General features: G+C 73.7%; 28 protein-coding genes. 18 read left to right on the top strand and 10 right to left on the bottom strand.

What is annotated here, in order from left to right:
• The 5 genes from ACX9I7_RS16860 to ACX9I7_RS16840 form a co-directional block, all read left to right on the top strand.
• Positions 1-2,700 (top strand): peptidoglycan binding domain-containing protein (locus ACX9I7_RS16860; protein WP_459387792.1); only part of this gene is annotated, 2,700 nt, incomplete at its 5' end.
• Positions 2,701-2,854: 154 nt separating this feature from the next.
• Positions 2,855-3,808, top strand: coding sequence for an ABC transporter ATP-binding protein (locus ACX9I7_RS16855; RefSeq protein WP_358624315.1), 954 nt, complete (start codon positions 2,855-2,857; stop codon positions 3,806-3,808).
• Positions 3,805-4,545, top strand: coding sequence for an ABC transporter permease (locus ACX9I7_RS16850; RefSeq protein WP_387566626.1), 741 nt, complete (start codon positions 3,805-3,807; stop codon positions 4,543-4,545). Before ACX9I7_RS16855 ends, ACX9I7_RS16850 begins: the two co-directional genes overlap by 4 nt.
• A gap of 47 nt (positions 4,546-4,592) precedes the next feature.
• Complete coding sequence (locus ACX9I7_RS16845) at positions 4,593-5,810, top strand: sensor histidine kinase (RefSeq protein WP_387566623.1); 1,218 nt, start codon at positions 4,593-4,595, stop codon at positions 5,808-5,810.
• Between the two features lie 16 nt (positions 5,811-5,826).
• Positions 5,827-6,456, top strand: coding sequence for a response regulator transcription factor (locus tag ACX9I7_RS16840; protein ID WP_276319233.1), 630 nt, complete (start codon positions 5,827-5,829; stop codon positions 6,454-6,456).
• Between the two features lie 150 nt (positions 6,457-6,606).
• On the opposite strand, the gene ACX9I7_RS16835 is transcribed toward ACX9I7_RS16840, so the two are convergent.
• Positions 6,607-7,470 (bottom strand): transglutaminase-like domain-containing protein, encoded by an 864-nt coding sequence (locus ACX9I7_RS16835; RefSeq protein WP_387566620.1) that lies wholly within the window; start codon positions 7,468-7,470, stop codon positions 6,607-6,609.
• A gap of 62 nt (positions 7,471-7,532) precedes the next feature.
• Complete coding sequence (locus ACX9I7_RS16830) at positions 7,533-8,537, bottom strand: GNAT family N-acetyltransferase (protein ID WP_459387791.1); 1,005 nt, start codon at positions 8,535-8,537, stop codon at positions 7,533-7,535.
• A gap of 114 nt (positions 8,538-8,651) precedes the next feature.
• Between ACX9I7_RS16830 and fdxA the strand changes: the two genes are divergently transcribed.
• Together fdxA and dapC are read left to right on the top strand one after the other, a co-directional pair.
• Positions 8,652-8,984 carry a ferredoxin gene (gene fdxA, locus ACX9I7_RS16825; RefSeq protein WP_058046091.1) on the top strand — a complete coding sequence of 111 codons (333 nt, stop codon included), beginning with the start codon at positions 8,652-8,654 and terminating at the stop codon, positions 8,982-8,984.
• 117 nt (positions 8,985-9,101) lie between these two features.
• Entirely contained in the window at positions 9,102-10,199 is a 1,098-nt protein-coding gene (gene dapC, locus ACX9I7_RS16820) for a succinyldiaminopimelate transaminase (RefSeq protein ID WP_358624303.1), read from the top strand.
• 103 nt (positions 10,200-10,302) lie between these two features.
• Here the strand turns inward: dapC and ACX9I7_RS16815 are convergent, their stop codons facing one another.
• Positions 10,303-10,701 (bottom strand): ATP-binding protein, encoded by a 399-nt coding sequence (locus tag ACX9I7_RS16815; RefSeq protein WP_189451588.1) that lies wholly within the window; start codon positions 10,699-10,701, stop codon positions 10,303-10,305.
• Between the two features lie 289 nt (positions 10,702-10,990).
• A complete protein-coding gene (locus tag ACX9I7_RS16810; RefSeq protein WP_387566613.1) occupies positions 10,991-11,902 on the bottom strand; it encodes a hypothetical protein in 912 nt (303 codons plus the stop codon).
• Between the two features lie 73 nt (positions 11,903-11,975).
• Here ACX9I7_RS16810 and dapE point away from each other — a divergent pair, with 73 nt between their 5' ends.
• Both dapE and ACX9I7_RS16800 read left to right on the top strand, forming a co-directional pair.
• On the top strand, positions 11,976-13,079 hold the full coding sequence (gene dapE / locus ACX9I7_RS16805; RefSeq protein WP_459387790.1) for a succinyl-diaminopimelate desuccinylase: 1,104 nt from the start codon (positions 11,976-11,978) through the stop codon (positions 13,077-13,079).
• A 102-nt stretch (positions 13,080-13,181) separates the two neighbouring features.
• Entirely contained in the window at positions 13,182-13,931 is a 750-nt protein-coding gene (locus ACX9I7_RS16800) for an LOG family protein (protein WP_126915877.1), read from the top strand.
• A gap of 10 nt (positions 13,932-13,941) precedes the next feature.
• Here ACX9I7_RS16800 and folP read toward each other — a convergent pair whose 3' ends face one another.
• Entirely contained in the window at positions 13,942-14,802 is an 861-nt protein-coding gene (gene folP / locus ACX9I7_RS16795) for a dihydropteroate synthase (protein WP_387566609.1), read from the bottom strand.
• Positions 14,803-14,918: 116 nt separating this feature from the next.
• Between folP and ACX9I7_RS16790 the strand changes: the two genes are divergently transcribed.
• A complete protein-coding gene (locus ACX9I7_RS16790) occupies positions 14,919-15,353 on the top strand; it encodes a DivIVA domain-containing protein (protein WP_358624289.1) in 435 nt (144 codons plus the stop codon).
• Positions 15,350-15,946: a DNA-3-methyladenine glycosylase I gene (locus ACX9I7_RS16785; RefSeq protein WP_387566603.1), complete on the top strand. Its 597-nt coding sequence runs from the start codon at positions 15,350-15,352 to the stop codon at positions 15,944-15,946. Before ACX9I7_RS16790 ends, ACX9I7_RS16785 begins: the two co-directional genes overlap by 4 nt.
• Before the next feature lie 9 nt (positions 15,947-15,955).
• On the opposite strand, the gene chcB is transcribed toward ACX9I7_RS16785, so the two are convergent.
• A complete protein-coding gene (chcB, locus tag ACX9I7_RS16780) occupies positions 15,956-16,756 on the bottom strand; it encodes a 2-cyclohexenylcarbonyl CoA isomerase (RefSeq protein WP_387566600.1) in 801 nt (266 codons plus the stop codon).
• A 314-nt stretch (positions 16,757-17,070) separates the two neighbouring features.
• Here chcB and ACX9I7_RS16775 point away from each other — a divergent pair, with 314 nt between their 5' ends.
• Positions 17,071-17,238 (top strand): DUF3117 domain-containing protein, encoded by a 168-nt coding sequence (locus ACX9I7_RS16775; protein ID WP_126915881.1) that lies wholly within the window; start codon positions 17,071-17,073, stop codon positions 17,236-17,238.
• Positions 17,239-17,402: 164 nt separating this feature from the next.
• On the opposite strand, the gene ACX9I7_RS16770 is transcribed toward ACX9I7_RS16775, so the two are convergent.
• Positions 17,403-18,074, bottom strand: coding sequence for an O-methyltransferase (locus ACX9I7_RS16770; protein ID WP_189451581.1), 672 nt, complete (start codon positions 18,072-18,074; stop codon positions 17,403-17,405).
• Between the two features lie 188 nt (positions 18,075-18,262).
• Here ACX9I7_RS16770 and sigE point away from each other — a divergent pair, with 188 nt between their 5' ends.
• The 6 genes from sigE (at position 18,263) to ACX9I7_RS16740 (ending at position 23,362) form a co-directional block, all read left to right on the top strand.
• Complete coding sequence (gene sigE / locus ACX9I7_RS16765) at positions 18,263-19,042, top strand: RNA polymerase sigma factor SigE (RefSeq protein ID WP_126915883.1); 780 nt, start codon at positions 18,263-18,265, stop codon at positions 19,040-19,042.
• Positions 19,039-19,824, top strand: a complete 786-nt coding sequence (locus tag ACX9I7_RS16760) for a zf-HC2 domain-containing protein (protein ID WP_459387789.1) — start codon at positions 19,039-19,041, stop codon at positions 19,822-19,824. The genes sigE and ACX9I7_RS16760 overlap by 4 nt, the downstream gene beginning before the upstream one ends.
• Positions 19,825-19,956: 132 nt before the next feature.
• Entirely contained in the window at positions 19,957-21,630 is a 1,674-nt protein-coding gene (locus ACX9I7_RS16755) for a S1C family serine protease (protein WP_459387788.1), read from the top strand.
• 179 nt (positions 21,631-21,809) lie between these two features.
• On the top strand, positions 21,810-22,256 hold the full coding sequence (locus tag ACX9I7_RS16750; protein ID WP_387566587.1) for a sec-independent translocase: 447 nt from the start codon (positions 21,810-21,812) through the stop codon (positions 22,254-22,256).
• Positions 22,257-22,374: 118 nt separating this feature from the next.
• Entirely contained in the window at positions 22,375-23,067 is a 693-nt protein-coding gene (locus ACX9I7_RS16745) for a hypothetical protein (protein WP_387566584.1), read from the top strand.
• A 103-nt stretch (positions 23,068-23,170) separates the two neighbouring features.
• Positions 23,171-23,362 carry a YegP family protein gene (locus tag ACX9I7_RS16740; protein ID WP_189451575.1) on the top strand — a complete coding sequence of 64 codons (192 nt, stop codon included), beginning with the start codon at positions 23,171-23,173 and terminating at the stop codon, positions 23,360-23,362.
• 63 nt (positions 23,363-23,425) lie between these two features.
• Here the strand turns inward: ACX9I7_RS16740 and ACX9I7_RS16735 are convergent, their stop codons facing one another.
• The 3 genes from ACX9I7_RS16735 to ACX9I7_RS16725 all read right to left on the bottom strand — a co-directional run bounded on the left by ACX9I7_RS16735 (position 23,426) and on the right by ACX9I7_RS16725 (position 26,527).
• A complete protein-coding gene (locus ACX9I7_RS16735) occupies positions 23,426-24,586 on the bottom strand; it encodes an Mrp/NBP35 family ATP-binding protein (RefSeq protein WP_387566581.1) in 1,161 nt (386 codons plus the stop codon).
• A gap of 43 nt (positions 24,587-24,629) precedes the next feature.
• A complete protein-coding gene (locus ACX9I7_RS16730) occupies positions 24,630-25,151 on the bottom strand; it encodes a DUF1003 domain-containing protein (protein ID WP_387567304.1) in 522 nt (173 codons plus the stop codon).
• Positions 25,152-25,240: 89 nt separating this feature from the next.
• Positions 25,241-26,527 (bottom strand): magnesium transporter MgtE N-terminal domain-containing protein, encoded by a 1,287-nt coding sequence (locus ACX9I7_RS16725; protein WP_189451573.1) that lies wholly within the window; start codon positions 26,525-26,527, stop codon positions 25,241-25,243.
• Between the last annotated feature and the right edge of the window lie 120 nt (positions 26,528-26,647).

Below are 26,647 nucleotides of genomic sequence, written 5' to 3'. Positions count from 1 at the left end.
GCCGCCCGTGGCGCGTTCGGCGGCAACCAGGCCCCGGCCGCCGGCTCCGGCGGCTCCTGGCCGCAGGACCCCTCCACCACCGCCGCGATGCCCCAGCCGCCCGTCCCGGGCGCCGACGCCCCGTGGCCGGGCGACGCCACCACGACGGGCGCGGTGCCGCAGGCCGGCACGCCGGGTGCCGGTGCGCCGTGGCCGGGCGACGCCTCGACGCCGGGCGGCGCCCCGCAGCCCGGCGGTCCCGTCGGCAACGGCGGCGCACCGTGGCCGGGTGACGCTTCGACGACCGGTGGCGCCCAGCAGGGCGTCCCCACCGGCAAGGGCGCCGCACGCCGCCGCGCGGCCGCCTCCGGCGACGACTGGCCCGGCGGCACCCCCGCGACCCCGGGCGCCATGCAGCACCCGAACGACCCCGCACCGACGGGAGGCGCCCCCTGGCCGGGTGACGCCTCGACGCCGGGCGGCGCCCCGCAGCCGGGCGGCAAGGCCCACCCGGGCGGCGCCGGCGCGCCGTGGCCCGCTGACGCTTCGACGACGGGCGCCGTACCCCAGCCCGGCGGTCCCGTCGGCAACGGCGGCGCTCCGTGGCAGGGTGACGCCCTGACGACCGGCGGTGTCCCGCAGCCGGGCGGTCCGGGTACCGCGAATGGTGGTGCGCCGTGGCCCGCTGACGCCTCGACGACGGGCGCCATGCCGCAGCCCGGCGGCCCGGTCGGCAACGGCGGCGCCCCGTGGCCGGGTGACCCCCTGACGACCGGTGGCGTCCCGCAGGCGGGTGGCAAGGGCCACCCTGGTGGCCCGGGTGCCGCGAATGGTGGCGCGCCCTGGCCGGGTGACGCCGCGACGACCGGTGGCGTCCCGCAGCCGGGTGGCAAGGGCCGCCCCGGTGGCCCGGGTGCCGCCAACGGCGGCGCGCCTTGGCCCGGCGACGCCTCCACGACCGGTGCCGTGCCGCAGCCGGGCGGTCCCGGTGCGGCAGGTGGCAAGGGCCGCTCCGGTGGTCCCGTCGGCAACGGCGGTGCGCCGTGGCCTGGTGACGCTTCGACGCCGGGCGGCGCCCCGCAGGCCGGTGGTCCCGTCGGCAACGGCGGCGCTCCGTGGCAGGGTGACCCCCTGACGACTGGTGGCGTCCCGCAGCCGGGCGGCAAGGGCCACCCCGGTGGCCCCGGTGCCGCCAACGGTGGTGCCCCGTGGCCCGGTGACGCGTCGGCGGCCGACGGCGGTGCCCCGCAGCCGGGCGGCAAGGGGCGTCCCCGTGACGCCAAGGGCGGTGCCGTCCCGAACGCCGGGACCACCCAGCAGATGTCCATGCCCACCGTCGGCCCCACCATCGGTGGCGTGCCCGCCGGAGGTGCCGCGTTCGCCACCGGGCGTACCGACACGCCCCGCCAGGGCGTGCCCATGGTCCCGCCGCCGGGCCCGCAGGCCGGAGCTCCGCAGGGCGGTGCCTCGCAGAGCGGTGGCGCGGGCAAGGGCAAGGGCAAGAAGCGCGGCCCGAAGGGCTCCGCTTCCCCCTCCGCTTCCGCCCCCACGGGCGTGCCCGCGCCGAAGCCGGCCGGTGGCGTGCCGGCCGGCACCCCGGCCGCCGGGCAGGGGGCGAAGGCCCCGGCGGACGCCGGTGCGCCGCGCGTCGCCGTGCCCAAGCCCAAGGGGGCCGTCCCGCCGCCGCCGGCGCCGTCCGGCACCGGCGTGCCCAAGCCGCCCGCCCCGGCGGCCAAGTCGGCGCCCAAGCCGGCACCCAAGGCCGCGCCCAAGAAGAAGGGCCGCTCCAAGCTCGTCCTCCTGGCCGGCGGGGTCATCGGCCTCGTCGCCGCCGCCTACGCGGCGGGCCTGCTGCTCGACCACGCCGACGTGCCGAACGGCACCACCGTCCTCGGCGTCGACATCGGCGGCAAGTCCAAGGACGAGGCCGTCAAGAAGCTCGACTCGGCCCTCGGCGACCGCGCCACCGCTCCGCTGAAGCTCTCCATCGGCGGCAAGCCGGCCGCCCTCAAGCCGTCCGTGGCGGGCCTGTCCATCGACACCCAGGCCACCGTGCGCGACGCGTCCGGCCGGGACTACAACCCCGTCACCGTCCTCGGCTCGCTCATCGGCAACACCCACGCCGCCGAGCCGGCCCTGAGCGTCGACGAGGAGAAGGTCGCCGCCGCCCTCAAGTCGCTGGCCGGCGAGAGCGGCTCGGCGACGGACGGCACGATCAAGTTCGAGCCGGGCAAGGCCGTGGCCGTCTACGGGAAGCCGTACGAGGGCGTGGACGTGGACAAGTCGGTCAAGGTGATCGCCCAGGCGTACCGCGACCGCGCGGCCACGGGCAAGGACAAGCCCGTCGAGCTGACGACGTCCTCGCAGCAGCCGAAGGTGACCAACGCCGAGGTCGACCGGATGATGCAGGACTTCGCGAAGCCCGCGATGTCCGGCCTGGTCACCGTGCAGACGGACCCGGCCCACAGCATCCAGTTCGGGCCGGAGCTCTCGCTGCCGAAGATCCTCTCCGTCAAGGAGGTGGGCGGCAAGCTCGTCGAGAGCTACGACCTGGAGGAGCTCAAGAAGCTCTACGGCAAGAAGTTCGACGGCGTCCTCATCCAGCGCGGCGACGGCACCAAGAAGCCCGTCACCCCGCAGGACGTCGCGGGCGCCCTCGGCAAGGCGCTGCGCGGCAAGACGCCCGCAGAGCGCGTCGGGACGATCATGCAGACCGGCTGAGCGAGCCCCCGGCCCGTACTCACGAGCCCCCGTGCCCCCGCGGCACGGGGGCTCGTGTGCGTCCGGGCATGGCCTTGTCCATGACATCTGTCATCCCCGGCCCACGACGTCCGACACTGCCGACGGCACCCCCTGACCAGCGAAGATGTCTTCCATGACCACTACTGCAAGCGTCAACACGGGGGACGGGCGCCGCACGGGCGCCCCCGTGGTCAGCTTTGAGAACGTCAGCAAGAACTACGGCACCGTGCGTGCCGTCTCCGATCTGAGCCTCGACCTCTACCCGGGCGAGACCGTCGCCCTGCTCGGCCCCAACGGCGCGGGCAAGTCCTCGACCCTGGACCTGCTGCTGGGCCTGCGCAATCCCGACGCCGGGCGCGTCGAGATCTTCGGCACCACGCCCCAGGAGGCCATCCTCCAGGGCCGGGTGGGCGCCATGCTCCAGACCGGCGGGCTGATGGAGGAGGTGAAGGTCCGCGAGATCGTGAAGCTCGCCTGCGACCTCCACCCCAAGGCGTTCCCCGTCGACCAGGTGCTGGAGGCGGCCGACCTCACCGGCATCGCCGACCGCATGGTCAACAAGCTCTCCGGCGGCCAGGAGCAGCGCGTGCGCTTCGCCATGGCCACGGCGGGCGCCAACGACCTCATCGTGCTGGACGAGCCGACGACCGGCATGGACGTCTCGGCCCGCCAGGCGTTCTGGGGCGTGATGCGCGAGCAGACCCGCCAGGGCCGTACGGTCCTCTTCGCCACCCACTACCTCGAAGAGGCCGACGCCATCGCCGACCGCGTCATCGTGCTGCGCGGCGGCAAGCTGCTCGCCGACGGCTCGGCCGCCGAGATCAAGGCCAAGGCCGGCGCCCGCCGCATCGTCTTCGACCTCGACCAGCCGGTCGGCGAGGGCGCGCTGCGCGAGCTGCCGTTCCTCTCCTCGCTGGAGGTGTCCGGCCGCACGGTGCGCATCCAGTCCCACGACGCCGACGCCACCGTCCACGCCCTCTACGGGCTGGGCCTCTACCCGCGCAACCTCGAGGTCGCGGGCCTCGGCCTGGAGCAGGCATTCCTCGCCATCAACGACGCCGCGACCGCCGAGGAGGCGGCCAAGTGAAGACTCTCATCACGCTGGAAATAACGCGCACCCTGCGCAACAAGAAGTTCATGTTCTTCTCCATCCTCTACCCGGCGCTGCTGTTCCTGCTCATCGCCGGTGGTGCGAGCGAGAAGGAGCTCGTCGAGGGCACGAACCTGACGCTGCCGCTGCTGATGATGGTCTCGATGGCCTCCTTCGGCGCCATCACCGCCGTCCTCGTCGGCAACAGCGAGCGCATCGCCAAGGAGCGCGAGAAGGGCTGGGTGCGCCAGCTGCGCCTCACCGCCCTGCCCGGCCGCGGCTACGTGGCCGCCAAGGTGGCCTCGGCCGCCGTGGTCTCCCTCCCCTCCATCCTGGTGGTCTTCGCCGTCGCCGTGGCGGTCAAGAACGTCCGGCTCGACGCCTGGCAGTGGGGCGCGCTCACGGGCTCGATCTGGGCCGGCAGCATCGTCTTCGCCGCGCTGGGCGTGGCCCTGGGCTACCTGGTCTCCGGTGACGCCGTCCGGCCCGTCACGATGATCGTCTACTTCGCGCTGTCCATGCTGGGCGGCCTGTGGATGCCGACCACGACCTTCCCGGACTGGCTGCAGTCCGTCGCCAAGTGGACGCCGACCTACGCCTACGCCGCGCTCGGCCACGCCATCGAGGGGGGCGACGCGCCGCACCTGAAGGACGTCGGTCTGCTGCTGGCTTATCTTGTCGTCTTCGCCGGGTGCGCGGCCTGGCTCTACCGCAAGGACACCCGCAAGGCCTGAGCCGAAGCGGGACGGTTGCCGGGACGGACGGAGGGAGAGACGGGCCGATGGCCGGACGCGAACGACGCCGCAACCCCTGGCGAGCCGTCATGGAGATCGAGGACGACCCGTCGGCCGCCGAGACCCACAACGGCATGGGAACCCAGCCCGAGAACCGCCGCCAGGTAGTGATCAAACTGCTGTGGATCTCCATCTGGTTCTTCTACCTCGCCGCCCCGGCGGAGGACGTCCTCGGCGACCACCACGCCCTGGTCGGCGACCTCCTGGGCGGCGCGGGCCTGGTGGCCTTCGTGGCGGCCTACCTGACCCTGGTCTTCCGCCACACCTCACGGGCCCTGGACCGGCCCAAGGTGCTGGGCTGGATCGGGGTGATGCTGGGCCTGGCCCTCGTCCTGTCCCTCACTCTGGGGACGCCCTGGCTGGTGCTGTTCGTCTTCTCGAGCATCGCCTGCGGGGCGGTCTTCCCCACCAAGATCGCTCGCGCCGCCGTTCCACTGGTCACGGGGGTACTGGTGGCCGTCGGCGCGAGCATGCGGGGCCCGGTGGCCGAGTTCGTGGTGGCGCTCGTCGTCCCCGCGCTGCTCGGCGGCTTCGCGATGGTGGGGGTGCGGCAGATGGCCCTGACGACCCGCGCGCTGCGCGAGGCGCGGGCGACGGTGGCCCATCTCGCCGCCAACGAGGAGCGGTTGCGGCTCGCCCGCGACCTCCACGATCTGCTGGGCCACTCGCTCTCGCTCATCACGCTCAAGAGCGAGCTGGCCGGGCGGATGCTCCCGGACCGGCCGGAGGACGCGGCCCGGCAGGTCGCCGACATCGAGCGGGTGAGCCGGCAGGCGCTCGTGGACGTCCGGGAGGCGGTGAGCGGCTTTCGCCGCCCCACCCTGGAGGCCGAGCTGGCCGGGGCCCGTACCGCCCTGGCCGCCGCGGGCATCGCCGCCGACCTGACCCGGGCCGCGACCGGCCACCCCGATCTGCCGCCCGACGAGGAGGGCGCCCTGGCCTGGGCGCTGCGCGAGGCGGTCACCAACGTCGTCCGGCACAGCGGCGCCACGCGCTGCGAGGTGACGCTCACGGAGGCGGGCGACGACATGTGCCTGACCGTCACCGACAACGGCCGGGGGCCGGGGCGCGGTTACGGGAACGGGCTGACGGGCCTGAGCGAGCGGCTCGTCCTCGCCGACGGCCGGCTGGAGACCGGCACGGGCCCGCGCGGCGGGTTCCGGCTGCGGGCGTGCGTACCGCTCTCGCGGCGGGTGGCCGTCTGACCTCTACCCTGTCGCTGTGACTTCAGCACAGCCGCCCGGGAATATTCGTGTCCTCCTCGCCGAGGACCAGTCGATGGTCAGGGAGGCGCTGGCCGCGCTCCTCGGCCTGGAGGACGACATCGAGGTCGTCGCGCAGGTGGCCCGGGGTGACGAGGTCCTGGACGCGGCTCGTGCCACGGCCCTCGACGTGGCGCTGCTGGACATCGAGATGCCCGGGATGACCGGGCTCGACGCGGCGGCGCTGCTGCGGCGGGAGCTGCCGGGGCTCAAGGTCGTCATCCTGACGACGTTCGGCCGGCCCGGCTATCTGCGCCGGGCCATGGAGTCCGGCGCGGACGCGTTCCTGGTCAAGGACGCCCCGGCGGCCCAGCTGGCGGACGCGCTGCGGCGGGTGCTGCGCGGCGAGCGCGTCATCGACCCGACGCTGGCGGCGGCGGCGCTCGCGGAGGGGGCGAACCCGCTGACCGACCGCGAGCGCGCGGTCCTCACGGCGTCCGCCGATGGCTCCACCAATGCCGAGCTGGCTCGGAAGCTGCATCTTTCGCACGGGACGGTGCGGAATTATCTGTCGACGGCGATCCAGAAGACGGGCGCGCGGAACCGTGCGGAGGCGGTACGGATCGCTCGCGACAAGGGGTGGCTGTAGGGCCCTGGCCCTGGGGGGCTGGGGGCTTGCCCCCAGGAAACGGCGAAAGGGCGGGACCGGGGCCTCTTTCCCGTCGCGACGGCGACCAGCCCACCGCGAGGTGCCCGGCGGTGCCGAACCAGCCGTGGCCCGGAGACGGGGCCGCGCCCCTCAGTTCAGCATCGCCCGCGCGGCCAGCGCCTGGTGGCGGACCGTCTCCGCCGCGTCCGGCTCCACCGTCGCGATGACCTCCGCGTACTCCTCCAGCTCCCGCGCCCCGCGGGCGAAGTCGCCGCGCTCGACGAGGAGCTCGGCGCGTTCGTAGCGGAGCCGGGCGGGGTGGCTGGGCAGGAGGAGCGACAGCTCGACGGCCCACAGCTGGACGTCGCTGCGCTCGGGGCGCGCCGCCGCCCAGGCGCGGATGTTGTTCAGGACGCGCAGCACGATCTCCTGGGGGGCCGCCGGGGAGAACATCGACGGCGTCAGGGGCGTGCCCGTCGCGCCCGCGACCAGCAGCCCCGCGTCCTCCTCGGAGAGGACCCGGCCGCCGTCGAAGGGGTCGACGAGCACGTGCTCGCCCCGCGGGTCGCCGAGGCCGACGACGAAGTGGCCGGGGAGCGCCACCCCGTACACGGGCGCGCCCGCCCGGCGGGCCACCTCCATCCACACCACGGACAGCAGGATCGGCAGCCCGCGCCGCCGCCGCAGCACCTCGGGCAGGAGCGAGGACTCCAGCCGCCGGTAGTCCGCGGGCGTGCCGTGGAAGCCGTGGCGCTCGCCGAGGAGGGTGGCCAGGGCGTCCGCCCAGCGGACGGGCGTCGCCCCGCGGCCCAGCGCGGGCAGCGACCCGGCGAGCCGGTCGAGCTCGATCTGCGCCGCGTCGGTCATGGCCTCGCCCGCCTTCCCGCCGGGTTCTGCGGCCGCGACGGCCTCGGCCTCCTCGGCGATCAGCAGGCACAGCAGCGCGAGGTCGGGCCGGTCGTCCCGGGCGGCTCCGGCGAAGCGGCGGCGCCGGTCGGTGGTGTCGTCGTACATGCGTGCCTCGTACCCCTCGGGGCGGTGGCGCAGCCACCGCCACTGTCCATGGTGCGACCGTGTCAGCGCTGCGGGCCGCGACGGTAGTGGTAGGCGTGGTGGGTGGTGAACCCGAGCTCGTCGTAGAGCGCGGCGGCGGCCGTGTTGTCCGTCTCCACCTGGAGGTACGCGGCCGAGGCGCCCTCGCGCAGCGCCTCCTGGGCCAGCCGGGCCATCACCAGCGTGCCCAGCCCCTCCCGGCGCCGCTCCGGGGCCACGTCCAGCGCCGCGAACCCGGCCCACCGGCCGTCGACGACACAGCGCGCGACGGCCGCCGGGCGCTCCCCGGCGGCTCCCGGCACGGTCGCGAACCACACCGACGGCCCGCCGCCCAGCACGGCCCGCGCGTCCGCCGGGTCCGCGCCGCCCCGCCCGTAGGCGGCGAGCCAGGCCGTGTCCGGCTCGCGGGTCAGCCGTACGTCACCCGAGCCGGGGGCCACGGCGTCGGCGAGGGGCGCCAGCGCGGCCGTCCGGGTCAGGGCGTGCCGCTCGGCCGTCCAGCCGTGCCGGGCGAGCTCCGCGTCCAGCCGCTCGTCCGCGTCCGGGTGGCCCGTGGCGACCTGGACGTACGCCGGCAGGCCGCGCTCCGCGTACCAGGCGGCCACCCGCTCCAGGGCCTCCGGCAGGGGCAGCCCGGGGTCGCCGAGGGGCAGGGCGGAGTTGGCCCGGGTGGTGAAGCCGCCCGCGGCGCGCAGCGCCCAGCCGCCCAGCCGGGCGGTCTCGCGCGCGGGCCAGCCGCGCGCCGCGACCTCCTGGAGCTCGCGCAGCCCGGCGGCGGGGCCGCGCCGTCGGGCGGGGGTCATGGGCACGACCTTGCCCGCGACCAGGGTGGCCTCGGGGACCTCCACGATCTCACCGGTACGCCGTGTGATTCGCAGCACACCGTCGCTCCAGGAGGTCAGTACCCCCACCGCGTCGGTGAAACGCTCCGAACTCCCCGAGTCGTTCAGCCGTCGTACGGAGACCCTTTTTCCCACATCTGCCGTGGAGATCCGGACCTCCAGTCTTCCGCCCGTGGTGAATTCCACAGCTCTGTCCGCCCCTCTTGTTCGTCATGTGCCCGGGGAGGGAGATACTAGGTGTGGGCATCGACGACGCCGCGCTCCCGCGCGAGATGAGCCCTACCGAGGAGGAACGACAGCGTGACCTACGTCATCGCGCAGCCTTGTGTCGACGTGAAGGACAAGGCGTGCATCGAGGAGTGCCCCGTCGACTGCATCTACGAGGGCTCCCGGTCCTTGTACATCCACCCGGACGAATGCGTCGACTGTGGTGCCTGTGAGCCGGTCTGCCCCGTCGAGGCGATCTTCTACGAGGACGACACGCCGGAGGAGTGGAAGGACTACTACAAGGCGAACGTCGAGTTCTTCGACGAGCTCGGTTCGCCCGGTGGCGCCTCCAAGCTGGGCCTGATCGAGCGCGACCACCCCTTCATCGCCGCTCTGCCCGCGGACATCAACCCGGCGGAGCACTGACCGACAGCGGTCCCGACCGCGGCCCCGTACGGCCATCGCCGTACGGGGCCGCGGCTTTCCCATCGGCGTTCTCCCCCGCCGGCCACCCCTAGCGCACGAGAGCGAGCAGCGAGCACCGTGAGCGCAGTCTCTTCCCGTCTCCCCGTCTTCCCCTGGGACCGGCTCGAGCCCTACAAGGCCACCGCGGCCGCCCACCCCGACGGCATCGTGGACCTGTCGGTGGGCACCCCGGTCGACCCGGTGCCCGCCGTGGTCCAGCGGGCGCTGGCCGACGCGGCCGACAGCCCCGGCTATCCCACGGTGTGGGGCACGGCCGCCCTGCGCGACGCGCTGACCGGCTGGGTGGAGGGCCGCCTGGGCGCCCGGGGCCTGACGCACGCCAATGTGCTGCCGGTCGTCGGCTCCAAGGAGCTGGTGGCCTGGCTTCCGACCCAGCTGGGCCTGGGCCCCGGCGACAAGGTCGCGTACCCCCGCCTCGCCTACCCGACGTACGAGGTCGGCGCGCGTCTGGCGGGCGCCGAGCCCGTCGTCTACGACGACCCGACCGAGCTGGACCCGGCCGGCCTGAAGCTGCTCTGGCTGAACTCGCCGTCCAACCCCACCGGCCGGGTGCTGTCCAAAGAGGAGCTGCGCCGCGCGGTGGCCTGGGCGCGCGAGCACGGCGTGCTGGTCTTCAGCGACGAGTGCTACCTGGAGCTGGGCTGGGAGGCGGAGCCCGTCTCCGTGCTCCACCCGGACGTCTGCGGCGGCTCGTACGAGGGCGTCGTCGCCGTCCACTCGCTCTCCAAGCGCTCGAACCTCGCCGGCTACCGCGCCGCGTTCGTCGCCGGTGACCCGGCCGTCCTCGGCGAGCTGCTCCAGATCCGCAAGCACGGCGGGATGATGGTCGCCGCCCCCGTCCAGGCCGCCACCGTCGCGGCCCTGGGCGACTCCGCGCACGTCGCCGAGCAGCGGGCCCGCTACGCCCGGCGCCGGGACGCGCTGCGCGCCGCCTTCGAGGCGGCGGGCTTCCGCATCGAGCACAGCGAGGCGTCGCTGTACCTGTGGGCCACGCGCGACGAGTCGTGCTGGGAGACGGTCGGCGAGCTCTCCAAGCGCGGCATCCTCGTCGCGCCGGGTGACTTCTACGGTCCGGCGGGCGAGCGCTTCGTACGGATCGCGTTCACCGCCACCGACGAGCGGGTGGAGGCGGCGGTCCGTCGTCTGGCCGAGTAGCGCTACGCATCCGGGCGCGGCACGCGTGACGAGGGGCCCGGGAGCTTGCGCTCCCGGGCCCCTCGGTGCTGCTGCGTGAAGCCGCCGCTTCCGGACGGACGGATCAGCCGCCGACGCCGGGCAGCTGCGGAACGCCGCCCTTGGTCACGCCCTGCGCCGTGCCGCCGACGGCCGAGGCCGCGCCGCCCACGAGGTTGCCCGCGGCCTTGTTGGCGGCCGGGACGGTCTCGTTGCCGGCCTTGTGCACCGCGTGGGACGCCATCGGCACGGCCGTTCCGACGGCCTTCTGCCCGACACCCGTCGCCATGGCGCCGGCCTGCTGGGAGGTGGCACCGACGGTGTGGCTCGCGTTCGTGGTGTCCAGCGCGCTCACCGGAGCCAGATCCGTGGCCTTGGTGAGGTCCGCGGCGCTCGCGGCTCCGGCCGCGCCGACGACGGGAGCGGCACCCGCGGCGACGAGCAGGGCCACTCGAGCGATCCGGCGCGTGAGGGGGAGGGACATGTTGCTCCTTTGACGGAGTGGGAAGTCGGTTGCTGTCCGGCGTGCGGACGCAGTGACTACCGCGTGAGCCCGGGGAAGGTTGCGGTGGAGGAAGGTAAAGACTGGGTAATGCGTCGCATTATCGGGCCCGCTGAAATCCCGCCATACCGGGCAGGTTGTCAAGCGATACGGAAGCCTGAAAAGCCGTTATTCACAAGGGAGTTGGGGGTGCGTCGAGAACGCGTGCGGATTCCCGCCGACCCGGCAACTCCCGTATGTGGCGCATACCCCCGGCGGGGGGACGGTCGTACTACTGAACGGTCGTGATCCGGACCGCCGGCGTGCCGTCGCCGCCCGCCTCTTCCGCCGATTTCCGCCAGCCGTCCGCCGAATTCTCCGCCGACCACACCCGGCCGCCGAAGGAGACGCGCTCCACCCGCAGTTCCGCCGCGTGCGCCACCGCCCAGGACGCCACCGCCCAGCCGCGCCGCCCCGGCGTCTCGTCGTCCGGCCCCGGGCGCACCGGCACGGTCACCGTGCGGCCGCCGGCCGCCCCGGTCCGGCCGTCCCCCGTCACGGTGGGGGACGCCTCCACGCCGAACTCGCGGCTCAGCTTCGCCCGCACCGCCGCCGGATCGCCGGCCTTGCCGTCGCTCGGGCTCTTCGTACAGCTGAACGACGCCACCGCGCGGCCCGTGAGCCCCGACGACAACAGCGAGGCGTCCGGCTCGTGCTTGGCGTACGCCTGCGGGAAACCGCTGCGCTGCACCTTCTGCGCGGCCACCGTCAACGGCAGCCGCGAGTAGCCCGGCACCTCCACCAGGTGGTCGTAGAACTTCCCCGCCGCGTAGACCGGGTCCGTGATCTGCGCCGCCGTGCCCCAGCCCTGGGTCGGCCGCTGCTGGAAGAGCCCCAGCGAATCGCGGTCACCATGGTGGATGTTGCGCAGCCCCGACTCCTGCATCGCCGTGGCCAGCGCGATCGTCACCGCCCGCTCCGGCAGCCCGCGCGACGACCCCACGGCCGAGATCGTCGCCGCGTTGACCGCCTGCTCCGGCGAGAGGGAGTACACCTGCCCGTTCGCCCGCACCGTGCAGCGCGGCGCCCCCGGTCCACCGGTGATCAGCTGCGCCACCAGATAGCCGACCAGCGCCAGCAGCACGGCGCAGGCGGCCACGGTGCGCAGCAGGCGGCCACGGCGGGTGACGGTGATCCCGGACATGCGGGCCACGTTACTTCAGAGACCGCCCGGCGGCCCCTCCGGACCGTACCGGGCGTCGCGTTAGGCTCGCCGCATGGATCATCCCGCACTGGACCTGTCCCTCGACGCCGCCGCCCTCACCGCCCGGCTCGTCGACTTCCGTTCCGAGAGCGGTGACGAGAAAGCCCTCGCCGACGCCATCGAGGCCGAACTGCGCGGGCTGCCGCACCTGACCGTCGACCGGCACGGCAACAACGTCGTGGCCCGCACGAACCTGGGCCGCGCCGAGCGGGTCGTCCTGGCCGGTCACATCGACACCGTGCCCATCGCCGACAACGTGCCCTCCCGCCTGACAGCAGATATCAGCGGCTCCGTCGCGGGGAACGGCATCCTGTGGGGCTGCGGCACCAGCGACATGAAGTCCGGCGTCGCCGTACAGCTGCGCGTCGCCGCGACCGTCCCCGAGCCCAACCGCGACCTCACCTTCGTCTTCTACGACAACGAGGAGGTCGCCGCCCACCTCAACGGCCTCGGCCACGTCGCCGAGGCCCACCCCGACTGGCTGGCGGGCGACTTCGCGATCCTCCTGGAGCCCTCCGAGGGCGAGGTCGAGGGCGGCTGCCAGGGCACCCTGCGCGTCCTGCTGCGCACCACGGGCGAACGCGCCCACTCCGCGCGGAGCTGGATGGGCTCCAACGCCGTCCACGCCGCCGCACCCATCCTCGCCCGCCTCGCCGCCTACGAGCCGCGCCGCCCGGTCGTCGACGGACTCGAGTACCACGAGGGCCTCAACGCCGTGCGGATCGAGGGCGGCGTCGCCAACAACGTCATCCCCGACGAGTGCACCGTGACGGTGAACTTCCGCTACGCCCCCGACCGCACCCCCGAGGAGGCGCTCGCGCACGTCCACGAGGTCTTCGCGGACTGCGGCGTCACCGAGTTCGTCGTCGACGACCACTCCGGCGGCGCCCGCCCGGGCCTCGACCACCCGGCGGCCGTGGCCTTCATGGCGGCCGTCGGCGGCACGGCCCGGCCCAAGTTCGGCTGGACGGACGTGGCCCGCTTCAGCGCCCTCGGCGTGCCCGCGGTCAACTACGGCCCCGGCGACCCCCTGTACGCCCACAAGCGGGACGAGCACGTGGACACCGCCAAGATCACGCAGTGCGAGGAGCGGCTGCGGGCCTGGCTGACGGCTTGATCCGCTCTCCGGAGGGGCGGCGCCCCGGCGGTCACCACCTACCCTGAAGTGCAACGAGACCGACGATCCGCGGGTCCTGCGGCCCGCGGCGGAGGGAGCAGCATGGGCAATCCCGAGGCGTCGCGCGGGCGACGGGAACAGCGCCGGGGGCCGGTCGTCCGCCGGCACGGCCAGATGCAGGCGGGCACCACGGACCAGCACCTGCTGGACACCCGGGGAACGGCGGACTGGGTCCACGAGGACCCCTTCCGGGTCCTGCGCATCCAGTCCGAGTTCGTCGAGGGGTTCGGCGCGCTGGCCGAACTTCCCCCGGCCATCAGCGTGTTCGGGTCGGCCCGCACGAAGCCCGGCTCGCCCGACTACGAGGCCGGGGTGGCCATCGGGCGCGGTCTGGTCGAGGCGGGCTTCGCCGTCATCACCGGCGGCGGGCCCGGCGCGATGGAGGCCGCCAACAAGGGTGCGATGGAGGCCGGCGGGATCTCCGTCGGCCTCGGCATCGAGCTGCCCTTCGAGCAGGGCCTCAACCCCTATGTGAACCTGGGCGTCGACTTCCGGTACTTCTTCGTGCGGAAGACGATGTTCGTGAAGTACGCGAGCGGCTTCGTGGTGCTGCCGGGCGGCCTGGGCACCCTCGACGAGCTCTTCGAGGCCCTCACGCTCGTCCAGACGAAGAAGGTCACCCGCTTCCCCATCGTCCTCTTCGGCACCGACTACTGGCGGGGCCTGCTCGACTGGCTGGAGCACACGCTCGTCGACCAGGGCAAGGTGAGCGCCGCCGACCTCCAGCTCTTCCACGTCACGGACGACGTGGAGGAGGCGATCGGACTGGTGACGAAGGAGGCCGGGACCTGACGGGCCCTGCCTACGCCAGCCCTCGCCGGGCCACCGCGGGCGCGCGGTGGCCGGCGATGGCCGCCACCATGTCCAGCACCTGCTTCGTCTCCGCGACCTCGTGCACGCGGTAGACCTGGGCGCCGAGCCACGCGGACACCGCCGTCGTGGCGAGGGTGCCGATGACCCGCTCCTTCACCGGCCGGTCGAGGCTCTCGCCCACGAAGTCCTTGTTGGACAGCGAGACGAGCACGGGCCAGCCCGTCTCCGTCATCTCGCCCAGCCGGCGCGTGGCCTCCAGCGAGTGACGGGTGTTCTTCCCGAAGTCGTGCCCCGGGTCGATCATGATGCCGTCGCGGCGCACGCCCAGCTCCACGGCCCGCTCCGCCAGCCCCACCGTCACCCGCAGGATGTCCGCCATCACGTCGTCGTACTCGACGCGGTGCGGCCGCGTCCGCGGCTCCACGCCGCCCGCGTGGGTGCACACCAGGCCCGCGCCGTAACGGGCGGCCACCTCGGCCAGCTTGGGGTCCACGCCGCCCCACGCGTCGTTCAGCAGGTCCGCCCCGGCCTCGCAGACCGCCTCGCCCACGTCGTGCCGCCACGTGTCGACGCTGATCACCACGTCCGGGTGGCGCCGCCGGACCTCCGCCACGAACCCGACCGTGCGCCGGGCCTCCTCCTCGGCCGTCACCTCGGCTCCGGGGCCCGCCTTGACCCCGCCGATGTCGATGATGGCGGCGCCCTCCGCCACGGCCTGCTCCACCCGGGCGAGCGCCGGCTCGTCGCGGAACGTCGCCCCCTGGTCGTAGAAGGAGTCCGGGGTCCGGTTGACGATCGCCATGATCACCGGTTCGTGGGTGTCGAACTCGCGTCGTCCAAGCCGCAGCATTTTCCGTTCTTCCTCTCCCTGGTCCGCCAGCGACCTTAACTGTCAGTGGGGCATGGCACGATCGGAGTCGACGGTTTGGCCGACGCCGGCCGCCTGGACGCAAAGAGGGGACGGCCGTGTTCTGGTTCTTGCTCATCGCGCTGGTCGTGGTGGTCGCCGCGGTCACGCTCGCCGTCGCCGGCGGAGGCGGTGACGGCGCCGGCGGGGAGGCCGCCCTGCCCGAGGCCGTCCACGACCGGATGGCCTGGCCGCTGCCCGCCGCCCGGCCGCTGGGCCGGGCGGACGTCGAGGAGCTGCGGCTGCCCCTGGCCCTGCGCGGCTACCGCATGGCCGAGACCGACGACGCGCTGGACCGGCTCGGCGCGGAGCTCGCCGAGCGCGACGCCCGCATCGCCGAGCTGGAGGCGGCGCTCGCCGGGGCGCAGGCGGCGGCGATAGGGGTGCGGGGGCTGCTGGAGCGCGAGAGCGGCGGCACGGAGGAGCGGGAGCGGCCGGAGCCGCAGGAGTCGCAGGAGCCGCAGGACAGCCCGGGGAAGGGAAAGGCGTCATGAGCGGCGCCAGTGGAGTCGTCATCGGGGCGGACGGCCTGGCCCGTTGCCCGTGGGGGCTGGAGGCGGAGACCCTCGCGGACTACCGCGTCTACCACGACACCGAATGGGGCCGCCCGGTCCACGGCGACGACGCCCTGTTCGAACGGATATCGCTGGAGGCCTTCCAGTCGGGTCTGTCGTGGCTGACGATCCTGCGGCGCCGCGAGGGGTTCCGGGCCGGGTTCGCGGGCTTCTCCATCGAGAAGGTGGCGGCCTTCACGGAGGAGGACGCCGAACGGCTGCTGGCCGACCCGGGCATCATCCGCAACCGCGCGAAGATCGCGGCGACGCTGGCCAACGCGCGCGCCGCCGCGGAGCTGGCGCCGGGGGAGCTGGACGCCCTGGTGTGGTCCCACGCCCCCGACCCGGCCACCCGGCCCGTGCCCCGCTCGTCGGCCGACGTCCCGGCGGTCACGCCGGAGTCGACGGCGCTGGCCAAGGCCCTCAAGAAGCGGGGCTTCCGCTTCGTGGGTCCCACGACGGCGTACGCCCTGATGCAGGCGTGCGGCCTGGTGAACGACCACCTGGCGGGCTGTCACGTACGGACGGGCTGAAGCGACGCCCTACCGGCCCACGAACCGGGGCTTCTCCTTGGCCAGGAACGCCGCCACGGCGATCCCGTGGTCCTCCGCCGTGGCCGCCGCGCGCTGCAGTTCCTCCTCCTTGGCCAGGGTCTCCTCCAGCGTGTGCCCGGCCCCGTGGGCGAGCGACTCCTTGATCGCCGCGTACGCGGCCGTCGGCCCCTCGGCCAGCCGGCGGGCGACCTCCGCCGCCGCGGCGGCCAGCTCGGCCGCCGGGACGACCCGGTTCGCGATGCCCAGCTCGTACGCCTCCTGGGCGCTCACATTGCGCGGGAAGAGCAGCAGGTCGGCGGCGCGACCGTGGCCGACGAGGCGGGGGAGGGTCCAGGAGACGCCCGAGTCGGCGGTGAGCGCGACCCCGGCGAAGGATGTGTTGAAGGCGGCCGAGTCCGCCACCACGCGGTAGTCCGCCGCGAAGGCGAACCCCGCGCCGGCGCCCGCCGCCACACCGTTCACCCCGGCCACGACCGGCTTGGGCATCCGGGTGATGGCGGTGACGATGGGGTTGTAGTGGTCCCTGACGGTGTCCATCGTCGACCGGGTGCCGTGCTCGCGGTCGGCGGCCAGCGAGGCCACGTGCTCCTTGAGGTCCTGACCGACGCAGAAGGCCCGCCCGGTGGCGGTCAGCAGCACGGCCCGTACGGCGGCGTCGTCGGCCGCCTGCCGCAGGACGTCGCGGAGGGCGATCTTCGTCTCGTTGTTCAACGCGTTCATGGCGTCGGGACGATTCAGCGTGATCGTCGCGAGCCCGTCGGTCACCTCGTAGAGCACGGTGTCCGCCATGGTGCGGCCCCTCCCTTGGTCGGCTGTGGTGCGGTGCGTGCTCAGGATGCCGGAGATCATCGGGGCCGGATATGTGACCTGCGTCAAAGAATCGGCCATCGTGACGGCCGTGAGAGCGACGCAGGAATACCGCGCGATCCCCGAATTGAGTGGTTTTGCGGCAGCGCGTTGCCGAAGGGATGCGGACTGATGTTGGTCATTGGGTCGCGCGATGCGGGATAATGGCCTGGAAGCAATGTGTTCGATGCCGGTGACGCGTGCCCTTCCCGGGGCCGTCGGCTGACGATGAGCTGGTTTCAGGAAGGGGAACGAGCATGGCGGCCATGAAGCCGCGGACGGGCGATGGCCCGCTCGAGGTGACCAAGGAGGGGCGGGGCATCGTCATGCGGGTTCCGCTCGAAGGCGGCGGTCGTCTCGTCGTCGAGCTGACCCCCGACGAGGCCAAGGCTCTCGGCGAGGCCCTGGAGAAGGTCGTCGTCTGACGCCCTTGGTCCACGGCCACGGGCCTCGGGCCCATCATCCTCTCGCACCGCCCCGGTCGCCGGCATTGTCCCGGCCCCGGGGCGGTGGCGTATCCGCACGCGGCACCGAGCCGGCCGCACCGAGCCGGTGCCCCGGCTCCGCCGAGCCGGCTACGCCGGCCCCGCTACGCCGGGCCGCGTCTGACGGCGCACAGCAGTCCGTCGCCCACCGGCAGCAGGGACGGTACGAGCGCCGTGGACTCCCGGACGGCCCGGAGCAGTTCGCGCAGCCGCTGGACCTCGGCGGGCGGCACGGCCGAGTCGACCGTCCGGCCGTCCGCGAAGACGCCCTCGAAGCAGACCAGCCCGCCCGGGCGCAGCAGGCGCAACGATTCGGCTAGGTAGTCGAGGGACTCCATCCGGTCACCGTCGCAGAAGACCAGGTCGTATCCGCCGTCCGCGAGCCGGGGCAGCACCTCCAGGGCCCGGCCGGGGATGAAGCGCGCCCGGTTGCCGGCGAAGCCCGCCGCGCGGAAGGCCTGGCGGGCGAACTGCTGGCACTCCGGGTCGCTGTCCACCGTGGTCAGCACCCCGTCCGGCCGCATGCCGTGCAGCAGGTGGATGCCGGAGACCCCGGTGCCGGTGCCGATCTCGGCGACGGCCTTGGCGTCCACAGCGGCGGCGAGCAGGCGCAGCGCCCCACCGGTGCCGTTCGACACCGAGGTCAGCCCCGCCTCGTAGGCCCGGTCCCGGGCCCAGCGCAGTGCCTCGTCCTCGGCGACGAACACATCGGCGAACGCCCAGCTCGTCTGCTGGTTGCCGGTAATGGCCCTCTCCTGTCCCCGTAGTCGACGCAACCGTGACTGTATCCGCTGACCACGGGAACCCGCAGATGGGACCGGGCGTTGGAGAAGTACGGAACGCCGACGGAAGGGGGCGGGGGCGGCGGGAACCACCGGCGCGGGCCGTTCGTCACGGATGACAACGGATCAAGACCAAAATCCGGGTCAAAATTGCTTATCCGGAGCTAACGGGCGAGGTGGATATGGTAGGGGCTCCACTGGACACCACCAGAGCCGACAGGGGAGGTGCGGCTGCGGTCGGCGACCGTCGCGGAGTGCTCAGGCGCCTCCGCAGGTCCGCTCCCGAGCCGAAATCCGTGACCTACACCGCTGACCGTTCCAACGCCGCCGCCCGTACCGCGAACACCGCGACCTTCGCCACCGACGCGGACGCGCAGGCGTGGACTCCTCCCAGCTGGGAGGAGATCGTCAGCACGCACAGCGCCCGGGTCTACCGCCTCGCCTACCGCCTCACCGGCAACCAGCACGACGCCGAGGACCTCACGCAGGAGGTCTTCGTCCGCGTCTTCCGCTCCCTGTCCACGTACACCCCGGGGACGTTCGAGGGCTGGCTGCACCGCATCACCACGAACCTGTTCCTGGACATGGTCCGGCGCCGTCAGCGCATCCGCTTCGACGCGCTGGGCGAGGACGCCGCCGAGCGGCTCCCCAGCCGCGAGCCGTCCCCCCAGCAGCACTTCAACGACACCCACTTCGACGCGGACGTCCAGCAGGCGCTGGACACCCTCGCGCCGGAGTTCCGCGCCGCGGTCGTCCTGTGCGACATCGAGGGGCTCTCCTACGAGGAGATCGCCGCGACCCTCGGCGTCAAGCTCGGCACCGTGCGCAGCCGTATCCACCGCGGCCGTTCCCACCTCCGCAAGGCGCTCCAGCACCGCTCGCCCGCCGCCCGGGCCGAGCAGCGCGCGGTGGCGGTGCCGGCCGCCGGCGTTCCTCTCGGTGGGGAGGTCGGGATCGCGTGACCACCTCCGGCGGTCAGTCCCCCGCCGAGCACCATCTCGGCGACCGCCTCGCTGCCCTCGTCGACGGGGAGTTGGGGCACGATTCTCGGGAGCGGGTGCTGGCGCACCTCGCCACCTGCTGGACCTGCAAAGCGGAAGCCGACGCGCAGCGTCGGCTCAAAAGCGTGTTCGCGGAGGCCGCGCCGCCTCCGCTCTCCGACTCGCTGCTCGCCCGGCTGCAAGGGCTGCCGGGCGGCATGGGCGGCCCGCCCGGGCCTTCCGGGCTGTCCGGGCCGTCCGGTGACGAGGGCGAAGGCGGCCCCCCGGCCGTGGGAAGAGGCGCCTTCGGCGCCGGGGCGGAGGCCTTCGCCCTGCTTCCGGCGGTCGCCCCCCAGCCGCGTGACCGGGGCTTCCGCACCCACCCGGTGGGGCAGGGCGGCTCGCGCGGCCGGCGGTTCGCCTTCGCGGCGGCCGGAGCGGTCTCGCTGGCCGCGATAGCCCTGGCCGGGGCGCAGCCGTTGGAGACGCCCGTGGCGTCGCGGCAGGCCCGCAGCGACGGCACCAGCGCGGCCACGAGCTCCCTCGGCTCGGCGCAGGGCGTGCCCCTGGACCAGCGCGATCAGCGCGACCTGGGCCGGGCGCAGCCGGCGGCGCAGGAGCTGTCGGCGACGTTCGCGGCCCCGCTGGCCGCGGGCGTCTCCCTGCTGCGTCCCTCCGGCGCGCGGCTGCTGCCGCCGATGGTCCGCAGGCCCGCGACCCTCGCCGCGCAGCCGCAGGCCCGGCCGCCGGTACAGCCCCGCTGATCACAGCCGGGATCCCCGCCGGGATCCCGGCGGGCTCCCCCCTCCGCACCCGGCCGGGGACCTGGTGTAATCGTCTGTGGGGCGCGCGTGTTTCCGGCATGCGCGCCTCCGCGACGAACGGTGGGGAGAGGAATGGACGAGGGGAAGGCACGGGCATCCGCGCCCAAGCCGCACTGGTGGCACCGCCGCCGTACGCCGGAGGGCGTCCCGCCGCAGCCGCTCGCGGGCCCGGGCGACACCCCCGCCGCGCCGCTGCACGCCCCCGACCCGTACAGCACCCCGCCCTACGGCCGCCCCGGCCCCTGGGCCCCGGCACCCCCGGTCCAACGCCCCACCCTCACCCCGCCCCAGGGCACCCCGCTGGTGCCGGGGGCGACGCCGCCCCCGGTGCCCCCCGCGGCGTACGCGCCGCAGCCGCCTGCCGAGCCGGCCACCCAGCCACTGCCGTCGCAGGCGACGGTGGACACCACGCCGCCCGTCGGCGCGCCCGACGAACCGGCCACGCGGCCGCTGCCGCCCGTCGGCCCGGCCGCCGACCACGTCCCGCACCCGGCGCCGCAGGCGTTCACGCACGCCGCACCGGAGGCGCCCGCGCACCCCGCGCCGGAGGCGAACCCGTGGGGCTACGACCCCTGGGCCGTCGGCGGCGCGCTGCCCGCGTACGGGAAGCCGGAGCCCGTCAAGCAGGTGACCGTGGCCCGGAGCCGGATCGTGGGCGGGGCCGTGGTCGTGGCGTTGGTCGCAGGCGGGATCGGCGGCGGGATCGGGATGTACCTGGAGCGGGACGGCGGTGTCGCCGGGCGGGTGACGCTGCCGCAGGCCGGGGCCGGGAGCGCCGACCGCGCGCCCGGGAGCGTCGCCGGGATCGCCGCGCGGGCGCTGCCCGGCGTCGTCACGATCCATGTGCGCGGCGGCGGCGACCAGAGCACCGGCACCGGCTTCGTGCTCGACAAGAAGGGGCACATCCTCACCAACAACCACGTCGTGCAGTCCGCGGCGTCCGGCGGCGGCTCCATATCCGTGACGTTCAACGGCGGACAGACCGCCAAGGCGGAGCTCGTCGGCCGCGACGGCGGCTACGACCTCGCCGTGATCAAGGTGTCCGGCGTGTCCGGCCTCACCCCGCTCGCCCTCGGCAATTCCGACTCCGTGCGCGTCGGCGACTCCGTCATCGCGATCGGCGCGCCCTTCGACCTCGCGGGCACCGTCACCACCGGGATCATCAGCGCCAAGGAGCGCCCGATCACCGCGGGCGGCCGCAAGCAGGACGGCGCCGACATCAGCTACGTCGACGCCCTCCAGACCGACGCCCCGATCAACCCCGGCAACTCCGGCGGCCCCCTGGTGGACTCCCAGGCCCGGGTCATCGGCATCAACAGCGCCATCCGCTCCGTCGGGGACGCCGAGTCCGGCGGGGCGGGCGGCCAGGGCGGCAGCATCGGCCTCGGCTTCGCGATACCGATCAACTCCGCCCGTCGCGTCGCCGAGGAGCTGATCAACACCGGGAAGGCCACCCATCCGGTGATCGGCGTGTCACTCGACATGGCCTATGCGGGTGACGGCGCACGGGTGAACACCGACGGCTCCAGGACCCCGGCGGTCACCCCCGGCGGCCCCGCCGACAAGGCGGGCATCCGGCCCAAGGACGTCATCAGGAAGGTGGACGGCGTCCCCGTGCACGCGGCCCAGGAGCTGATCGTCAAGATCCGCGGTCACCGACCGGGCGACAGCCTCGCCCTCACCCTTGACCGGGACGGCCGGGAGGAGACCGTCCGCCTGACGCTGGGCTCCGCGACCAGCGGCTGATCGGCGGCTGACCAGCGGCCGACGGCGGCGTCGGCCGCCCATCGGCCGCCCACCGCCCACTCACCGGTCTCCGAACCTTCGCCCGATTTTGACCGTCGTGTCTCCCGTCGCCCCCACCGGGCCAGGTACCGTGATACCCGGCCGCCCCGGCCGTCTACGCCCCCAAGGAGCTGAGCAACGTGCTCGACATAGGACCCCTCGAGCTGATCACGCTCATCGTCCTTGCCGTGCTCATCTTCGGTCCCGACAAGCTGCCGAAGATGATCCAGGACGTGTCGCGCACGCTGCGCAAGATCCGGCAGTTCTCCGAGAACGCCAAAGAGGACATCCGCTCCGAGCTCGGCCCCGAGTTCAAGGACTTCGAGTTCGAGGACCTCAACCCCAAGACGTTCGTGCGCAAGCACGTGCTGGAGAAGGACGAGCTGGGCCTGAAGGAGATCCGCAACGGCTTCGACTTCAAGTCCGAGATGGCCGAGATGGCCGAGGTCAGCGACACGGCCCACGGCCGGACGGCCCCCTCGTCCTCGACCTCCGCCGGCGGCTCCGGCACCCCGGACCTGCTCAAGAAGCGCGAGAGCGGCCTTCAGCCGGGAGAGCGTCCTCCGTACGACGCCGACGCCACCTGAGCCCGTCGATGCGGGGCCCCATTGACGGGGGTGGCTATCCTCCCTTTGTTTGGGGTGCGGCCGGGAACGAGGGCCCGGCGCGCCCAGGACGTCGGGGCTATGAGGAGGCGCCGCGCAGATGGAGACGACGAGTCGGGTAGGGGCGCGAGGGGCCGGCGAGGCCGACGCGTCCGCCGCGGGGACGCCGGACGGGCAGGGCGGGTCCGGTAACCGGCGCTCGGTCGACGGCTATCTCCTGGCGTCGTTCCCGTGGTACGGCCTGGACGAGGCCTACACCGGGCCGCGCTGGCTGATGCAGGTAGGCGCCGCCGCCGACGGCACGGTGGAGCACGGCTCCACGGGCCACGGCGCCGAGCCGCAGCTGCGCATGGGCCGCATCGAGCACGACACCGCCACCCAGCGCTTCGCGGTCGTGGTCACCGTCGCCAGCCGCCCGGTGCGGCGCAGCGCCGACGGCACGGGCGTGCTGGAGGCCACCTCGGTCTCCTCGGCCGCCTGGCTGGCCGGCTCGGGGCTGCTGGCGTGCACCTGGCCCTCCCAGATGGAGCGCGCCCTGCGCCAGGACTGGCTGGACCAGCAGACGGCCCTCGCCTGGGAGCTCGCCGACCATCTGGAGGAATCGGCCTGGTCGACGCTGTCGCTCCCGGTGGACGGGGTGCCCACGGACTTCCGCTACCGGGAGTCGGAGTACGGCTGGGTGCTCGCCGGTTCGGCGGAGGGCGTCCACATCGGCGCGTACGGGCGCGGCATGAGCGCGTACGGCATGGGCTTCGCGGTGATCCCGGACATCAGGGTCTACGAAGCGGACTGAGCCGGACCGGCCGGGTCACCCGTCGGGCCGCCCCGGGCTGCGGGGCTCGTGGGGCCGGGCTTGAATGCCCGCAGGGGGCCGACTTCCGAGAGGGTGACGCACCATGCCGGGCAGGTTCGAGATGTACGAGGACAAGGCGGGCCACTACCGCTACCGGCTGAAGGCGGGCAACGGCGAGATCATCGCCGTCGGCGAGGCCTACAACAGCCGGGCGGCGTGCGAGAAGGGCATCGAGTCGGTGAAGCGGAACGCCGCGACGGCGACCGTGAAGGACCTGGGCCACCAGGAGAAGTAGCCCGCAGACGCGCGGAGGGCGCCCGGCGGAATCCGCCGGCCGCCCTCCGCACACCCGTGAGGGTCAGAACTTGTTGCGCGGCGTGATGCCCAGCGACATGCCCGACAGGCCGCGCTGCCGCCCGCCGAGCTTGCCCGCGATGGCGCGCAGCGCGCTGCCCGCCGGGGAGTCGGGGTCGCTCAGGACCACCGGCTTGCCCTCGTCGCCGCCCTCGCGCAGCCGGACGTCGATCGGGATCGAGCCCAGCACGGGCACGGTCGCGCCCGTGGTGCGGGTGAGGCCGTCGGCGACCTTCTGGCCGCCGCCCGTGCCGAAGACGTCGACCATCTCGTCGCAGTGCGGGCACGGCAGCCCGGACATGTTCTCCACGACGCCGACGATCTTCTGGTGGGTCTGCACGGCGATCGAGCCGGCCCGCTCGGCGACCTCGGCGGCGGCCTGCTGAGGGGTCGTCACCACGAGGATCTCGGCGTTGGGGACCAGCTGGGCCACCGAGATGGCGATGTCGCCCGTGCCCGGCGGCAGGTCGAGGAGGAGGACGTCCAGGTCGCCCCAGAAGACGTCCGCGAGGAACTGCTGGAGGGCACGGTGGAGCATGGGGCCGCGCCAGACCACCGGGGCGTTGCCCGGGGTGAACATGCCGATCGAGATGACCTTCACACCGTTCGCCGACGGCGGCATGATCATGTTCTCGACCTGGGTGGGACGGCCGTCCGCGCCCAGCATGCGGGGCACCGAGTGGCCGTAGATGTCGGCGTCCACGACACCGACCTTCAAGCCGTCGGCCGCCATGGCGGCGGCCAGGTTGACCGTCACCGAGGACTTGCCGACGCCGCCCTTGCCGGAGGCGACCGCGTAGACGCGGGTCAGCGAGCCGGGCTTGGCGAAGGGCACCTCGCGCTCGGTCTGGCCGCCGCGCAGCGACGACGCGAGCTCGCGGCGCTGCTCGTCACTCATCACGTCCAGCTCGACGGTGACGCCCGTGACGTTCTCGACCCGCGAGACGGCCTCGGTCACCATCGAGGTGATCTTGTCGCGCATGGGGCAGCCGGCGACCGTCAGATAGACCGCCACCGCGACCGTGCCGTCCGCCGCGATCCCCACCGATTTGACCATCCCCAGCTCGGTGATGGGGCGCTGGATCTCGGGGTCGTTGACCGTCGCGAGCGCGGCGCGGATCGCGTCCTCACTCGGCGCGGCGGTGTCGTACGTGTCGGTAGCCATAGCTCCGATGGTACGGCTCGGCACAGGGCCTCGGGAAAGCCTCTCAGCGGTCGCCTTCCTCACTCTCCGCCGGGAATACCCGGCGCTGCTCCAGCTCCTTGACCAGCTCCTCGAACTCCGAGCGGATCCAGTCCCGGGTCGCGACCTCGCCGAGGCCCATCCGCAGCCCGGCGATCTCCCGCGTCAGGTACTCGGTGTCCGCGATGGAGCGCTCGTTCTGTTTGCGGTCCTGCTCCAGGTTGACCCGGTCGCGGTCGTCCTGCCGGTTCTGCGCCAGCAGGATCAGGGGGGCGGCGTACGACGCCTGGAGGGACAGCACGAGGGTCAGGAAGATGAACGGATAGCGGTCGAACCGCAGGTGCCCGGGGACCGAGGTGTTCCACACGACCCACAGGACGATGACGACCGTCATCCAGACGATGAAGCGGCCCGTGCCCAGGAAACGGGCGATCCGCTCCGACATCCGCCCGAACGCCTCCGGGTCGTACTCCGGCAGCCAGCGGGAGCGCTTCACCCGGGGCAGGTCCAGCCGGGCGCGCTGCGGCGGGTGGGCGTGCGGGTGCACCGCCGCCGACTCGGCCTTGGCCCGGTCGGCGGACCGGTCGGGGCGCAGCGCGGGCGCGGTGGCGCGGGCCCGGTCGCGGTCCCCGGGCCTCACGGCTCACCGCCCTGGAGGTCCATGCCGAACGCGCCGTGGTGGAGCTCGGTCTCCCGCCAGTCGTCCGGCAGCAGGTGGTCGAGGACGTCGTCCACGGTCACCGCGCCCAGCAGCGAGCCGCTCTCGTCCACGACGGGCACGGCGACCATGTTGTACGTCGCCAGGTAGCTGGTGACCGCGCGCAGCGGCATGTCCGGCGGCAGCGGCCGCAGCTCGGTGTCGGTCATCGAGCCGACGAGCGTGAACGGCGGGTCGCGCAGCAGCCGCTGGAAGTGCACGGTGCCCAGGAACTTGCCCGTCGGCGTCTCGTCCGGCGGACGGCACACGTACACCTGGGCGGCCAGCGCGGGGGACAGGTCGGGGTTGCGCACCCGCGCGAGGGCGTCGGCGACGGTCGCGTCCGGGCGCAGCACGATCGGCTCGGTGGTCATCAGACCGCCCGCCGACAGCTCCTCGTAGGACATCAGCCGCCGCACGTCGGCGGCCTCGTCCGGCCGCATCAGCGTCAGCAGCCGCTCCATCTCCTCCTCCGGCAGCTCGGAGAGCAGGTCGGCCGCGTCGTCGGGGTCCATGGCCTCCAGGACGTCGGCGGCCCGCTCCTCCTTCAGCTTGCCGAGGATCTCGATCTGGTCGTCCTCCGGCAGCTCCTCCAGGACGTCCGCGAGCCGGTCGTCGTCCAGGGCGGCGGCGACCTCGGCGCGCCGCTTGGGGGAGAGGTGGTGGAGCACGTTGGCCAGGTCGGCGGGGCGCAGCCGCTCGAAGGTGGCCAGCAGGTTCTCGGCGCCCTGGCCGTGCTCCTCCAGTGAGAAACCGGTGACGGCGGACCACTCCACCGTCAGCGTCTCCCCCTTGCGGCGCAGGGCGCCGCCCTTGCCCCGGCGGACGAAGACCTTGTCGATCTCCCAGTCCCGGCGGGCGGGCAACTGGGTGATGGACACGTCGAGGACGGTCACCTCCTCGTCCGTTTCGACGAGCCGCACCCGGCGGTCGAAGAGCTCCCCGAAGACCAGCGTCTCCGTGGGCCGCTGCTCGAACCGCCGCATGTTCACCACGCCCGTGGTGATGACCTGCCCGGACTCCACGCCGGTCACCCGGGTCATCGGCAGGAAGATCCGCCGCCGGCTGACCACCTCCACGACCAGCCCCAGCACCCGGGGCGGCCGCTTGCCCACGCGCAGCATCGCCACGACGTCGCGGACCCGGCCCACCTGGTCCCCGTTGGGGTCGAAGACGGCCACGCCCGAGATGTGCGAGACGAACACCCGGGGGGCGCCTGCTGCCATGGCCGCGTACCTCCTCCCACGCCGGGTGGTGTCCGATTCAGGCTAGCGTGACCGGCTTCGCCGGGCGCGGGAGAGACCGCCGTACGGAGCGTCTACGGATCCTGTACGGACTCCCCGCTT

The sequence above is a fragment of the Streptomyces sp. L500 genome, assembly GCF_054551825.1.
This window is presented reverse-complemented; position numbering and strand designations above follow the sequence as displayed.

Coding starts and splice junctions, on each gene's coding strand:
- ACX9I7_RS16815 (WP_189451588.1), bottom strand. CDS start 10,701: ATGTCCCTCCCCCTCACGCGCCGGATCGCTCGAGTGGCCCTGCTCGTC.
- ACX9I7_RS16775 (WP_126915881.1), top strand. CDS start 17,071: ATGGCGGCCATGAAGCCGCGGACGGGCGATGGCCCGCTCGAGGTGACC.
- chcB (WP_387566600.1), bottom strand. CDS start 16,756: ATGGCGGACACCGTGCTCTACGAGGTGACCGACGGGCTCGCGACGATC.
- ACX9I7_RS16800 (WP_126915877.1), top strand. CDS start 13,182: ATGGGCAATCCCGAGGCGTCGCGCGGGCGACGGGAACAGCGCCGGGGG.
- ACX9I7_RS16835 (WP_387566620.1), bottom strand. CDS start 7,470: ATGTACGACGACACCACCGACCGGCGCCGCCGCTTCGCCGGAGCCGCC.
- dapE (WP_459387790.1), top strand. CDS start 11,976: ATGGATCATCCCGCACTGGACCTGTCCCTCGACGCCGCCGCCCTCACC.
- ACX9I7_RS16745 (WP_387566584.1), top strand. CDS start 22,375: ATGGAGACGACGAGTCGGGTAGGGGCGCGAGGGGCCGGCGAGGCCGAC.
- ACX9I7_RS16735 (WP_387566581.1), bottom strand. CDS start 24,586: ATGGCTACCGACACGTACGACACCGCCGCGCCGAGTGAGGACGCGATC.
- ACX9I7_RS16725 (WP_189451573.1), bottom strand. CDS start 26,527: ATGGCAGCAGGCGCCCCCCGGGTGTTCGTCTCGCACATCTCGGGCGTG.
- ACX9I7_RS16810 (WP_387566613.1), bottom strand. CDS start 11,902: ATGTCCGGGATCACCGTCACCCGCCGTGGCCGCCTGCTGCGCACCGTG.
- ACX9I7_RS16785 (WP_387566603.1), top strand. CDS start 15,350: ATGAGCGGCGCCAGTGGAGTCGTCATCGGGGCGGACGGCCTGGCCCGT.
- ACX9I7_RS16855 (WP_358624315.1), top strand. CDS start 2,855: ATGACCACTACTGCAAGCGTCAACACGGGGGACGGGCGCCGCACGGGC.
- ACX9I7_RS16755 (WP_459387788.1), top strand. CDS start 19,957: ATGGACGAGGGGAAGGCACGGGCATCCGCGCCCAAGCCGCACTGGTGG.
- ACX9I7_RS16845 (WP_387566623.1), top strand. CDS start 4,593: ATGGCCGGACGCGAACGACGCCGCAACCCCTGGCGAGCCGTCATGGAG.
- sigE (WP_126915883.1), top strand. CDS start 18,263: ATGGTAGGGGCTCCACTGGACACCACCAGAGCCGACAGGGGAGGTGCG.
- ACX9I7_RS16740 (WP_189451575.1), top strand. CDS start 23,171: ATGCCGGGCAGGTTCGAGATGTACGAGGACAAGGCGGGCCACTACCGC.
- folP (WP_387566609.1), bottom strand. CDS start 14,802: ATGCTGCGGCTTGGACGACGCGAGTTCGACACCCACGAACCGGTGATC.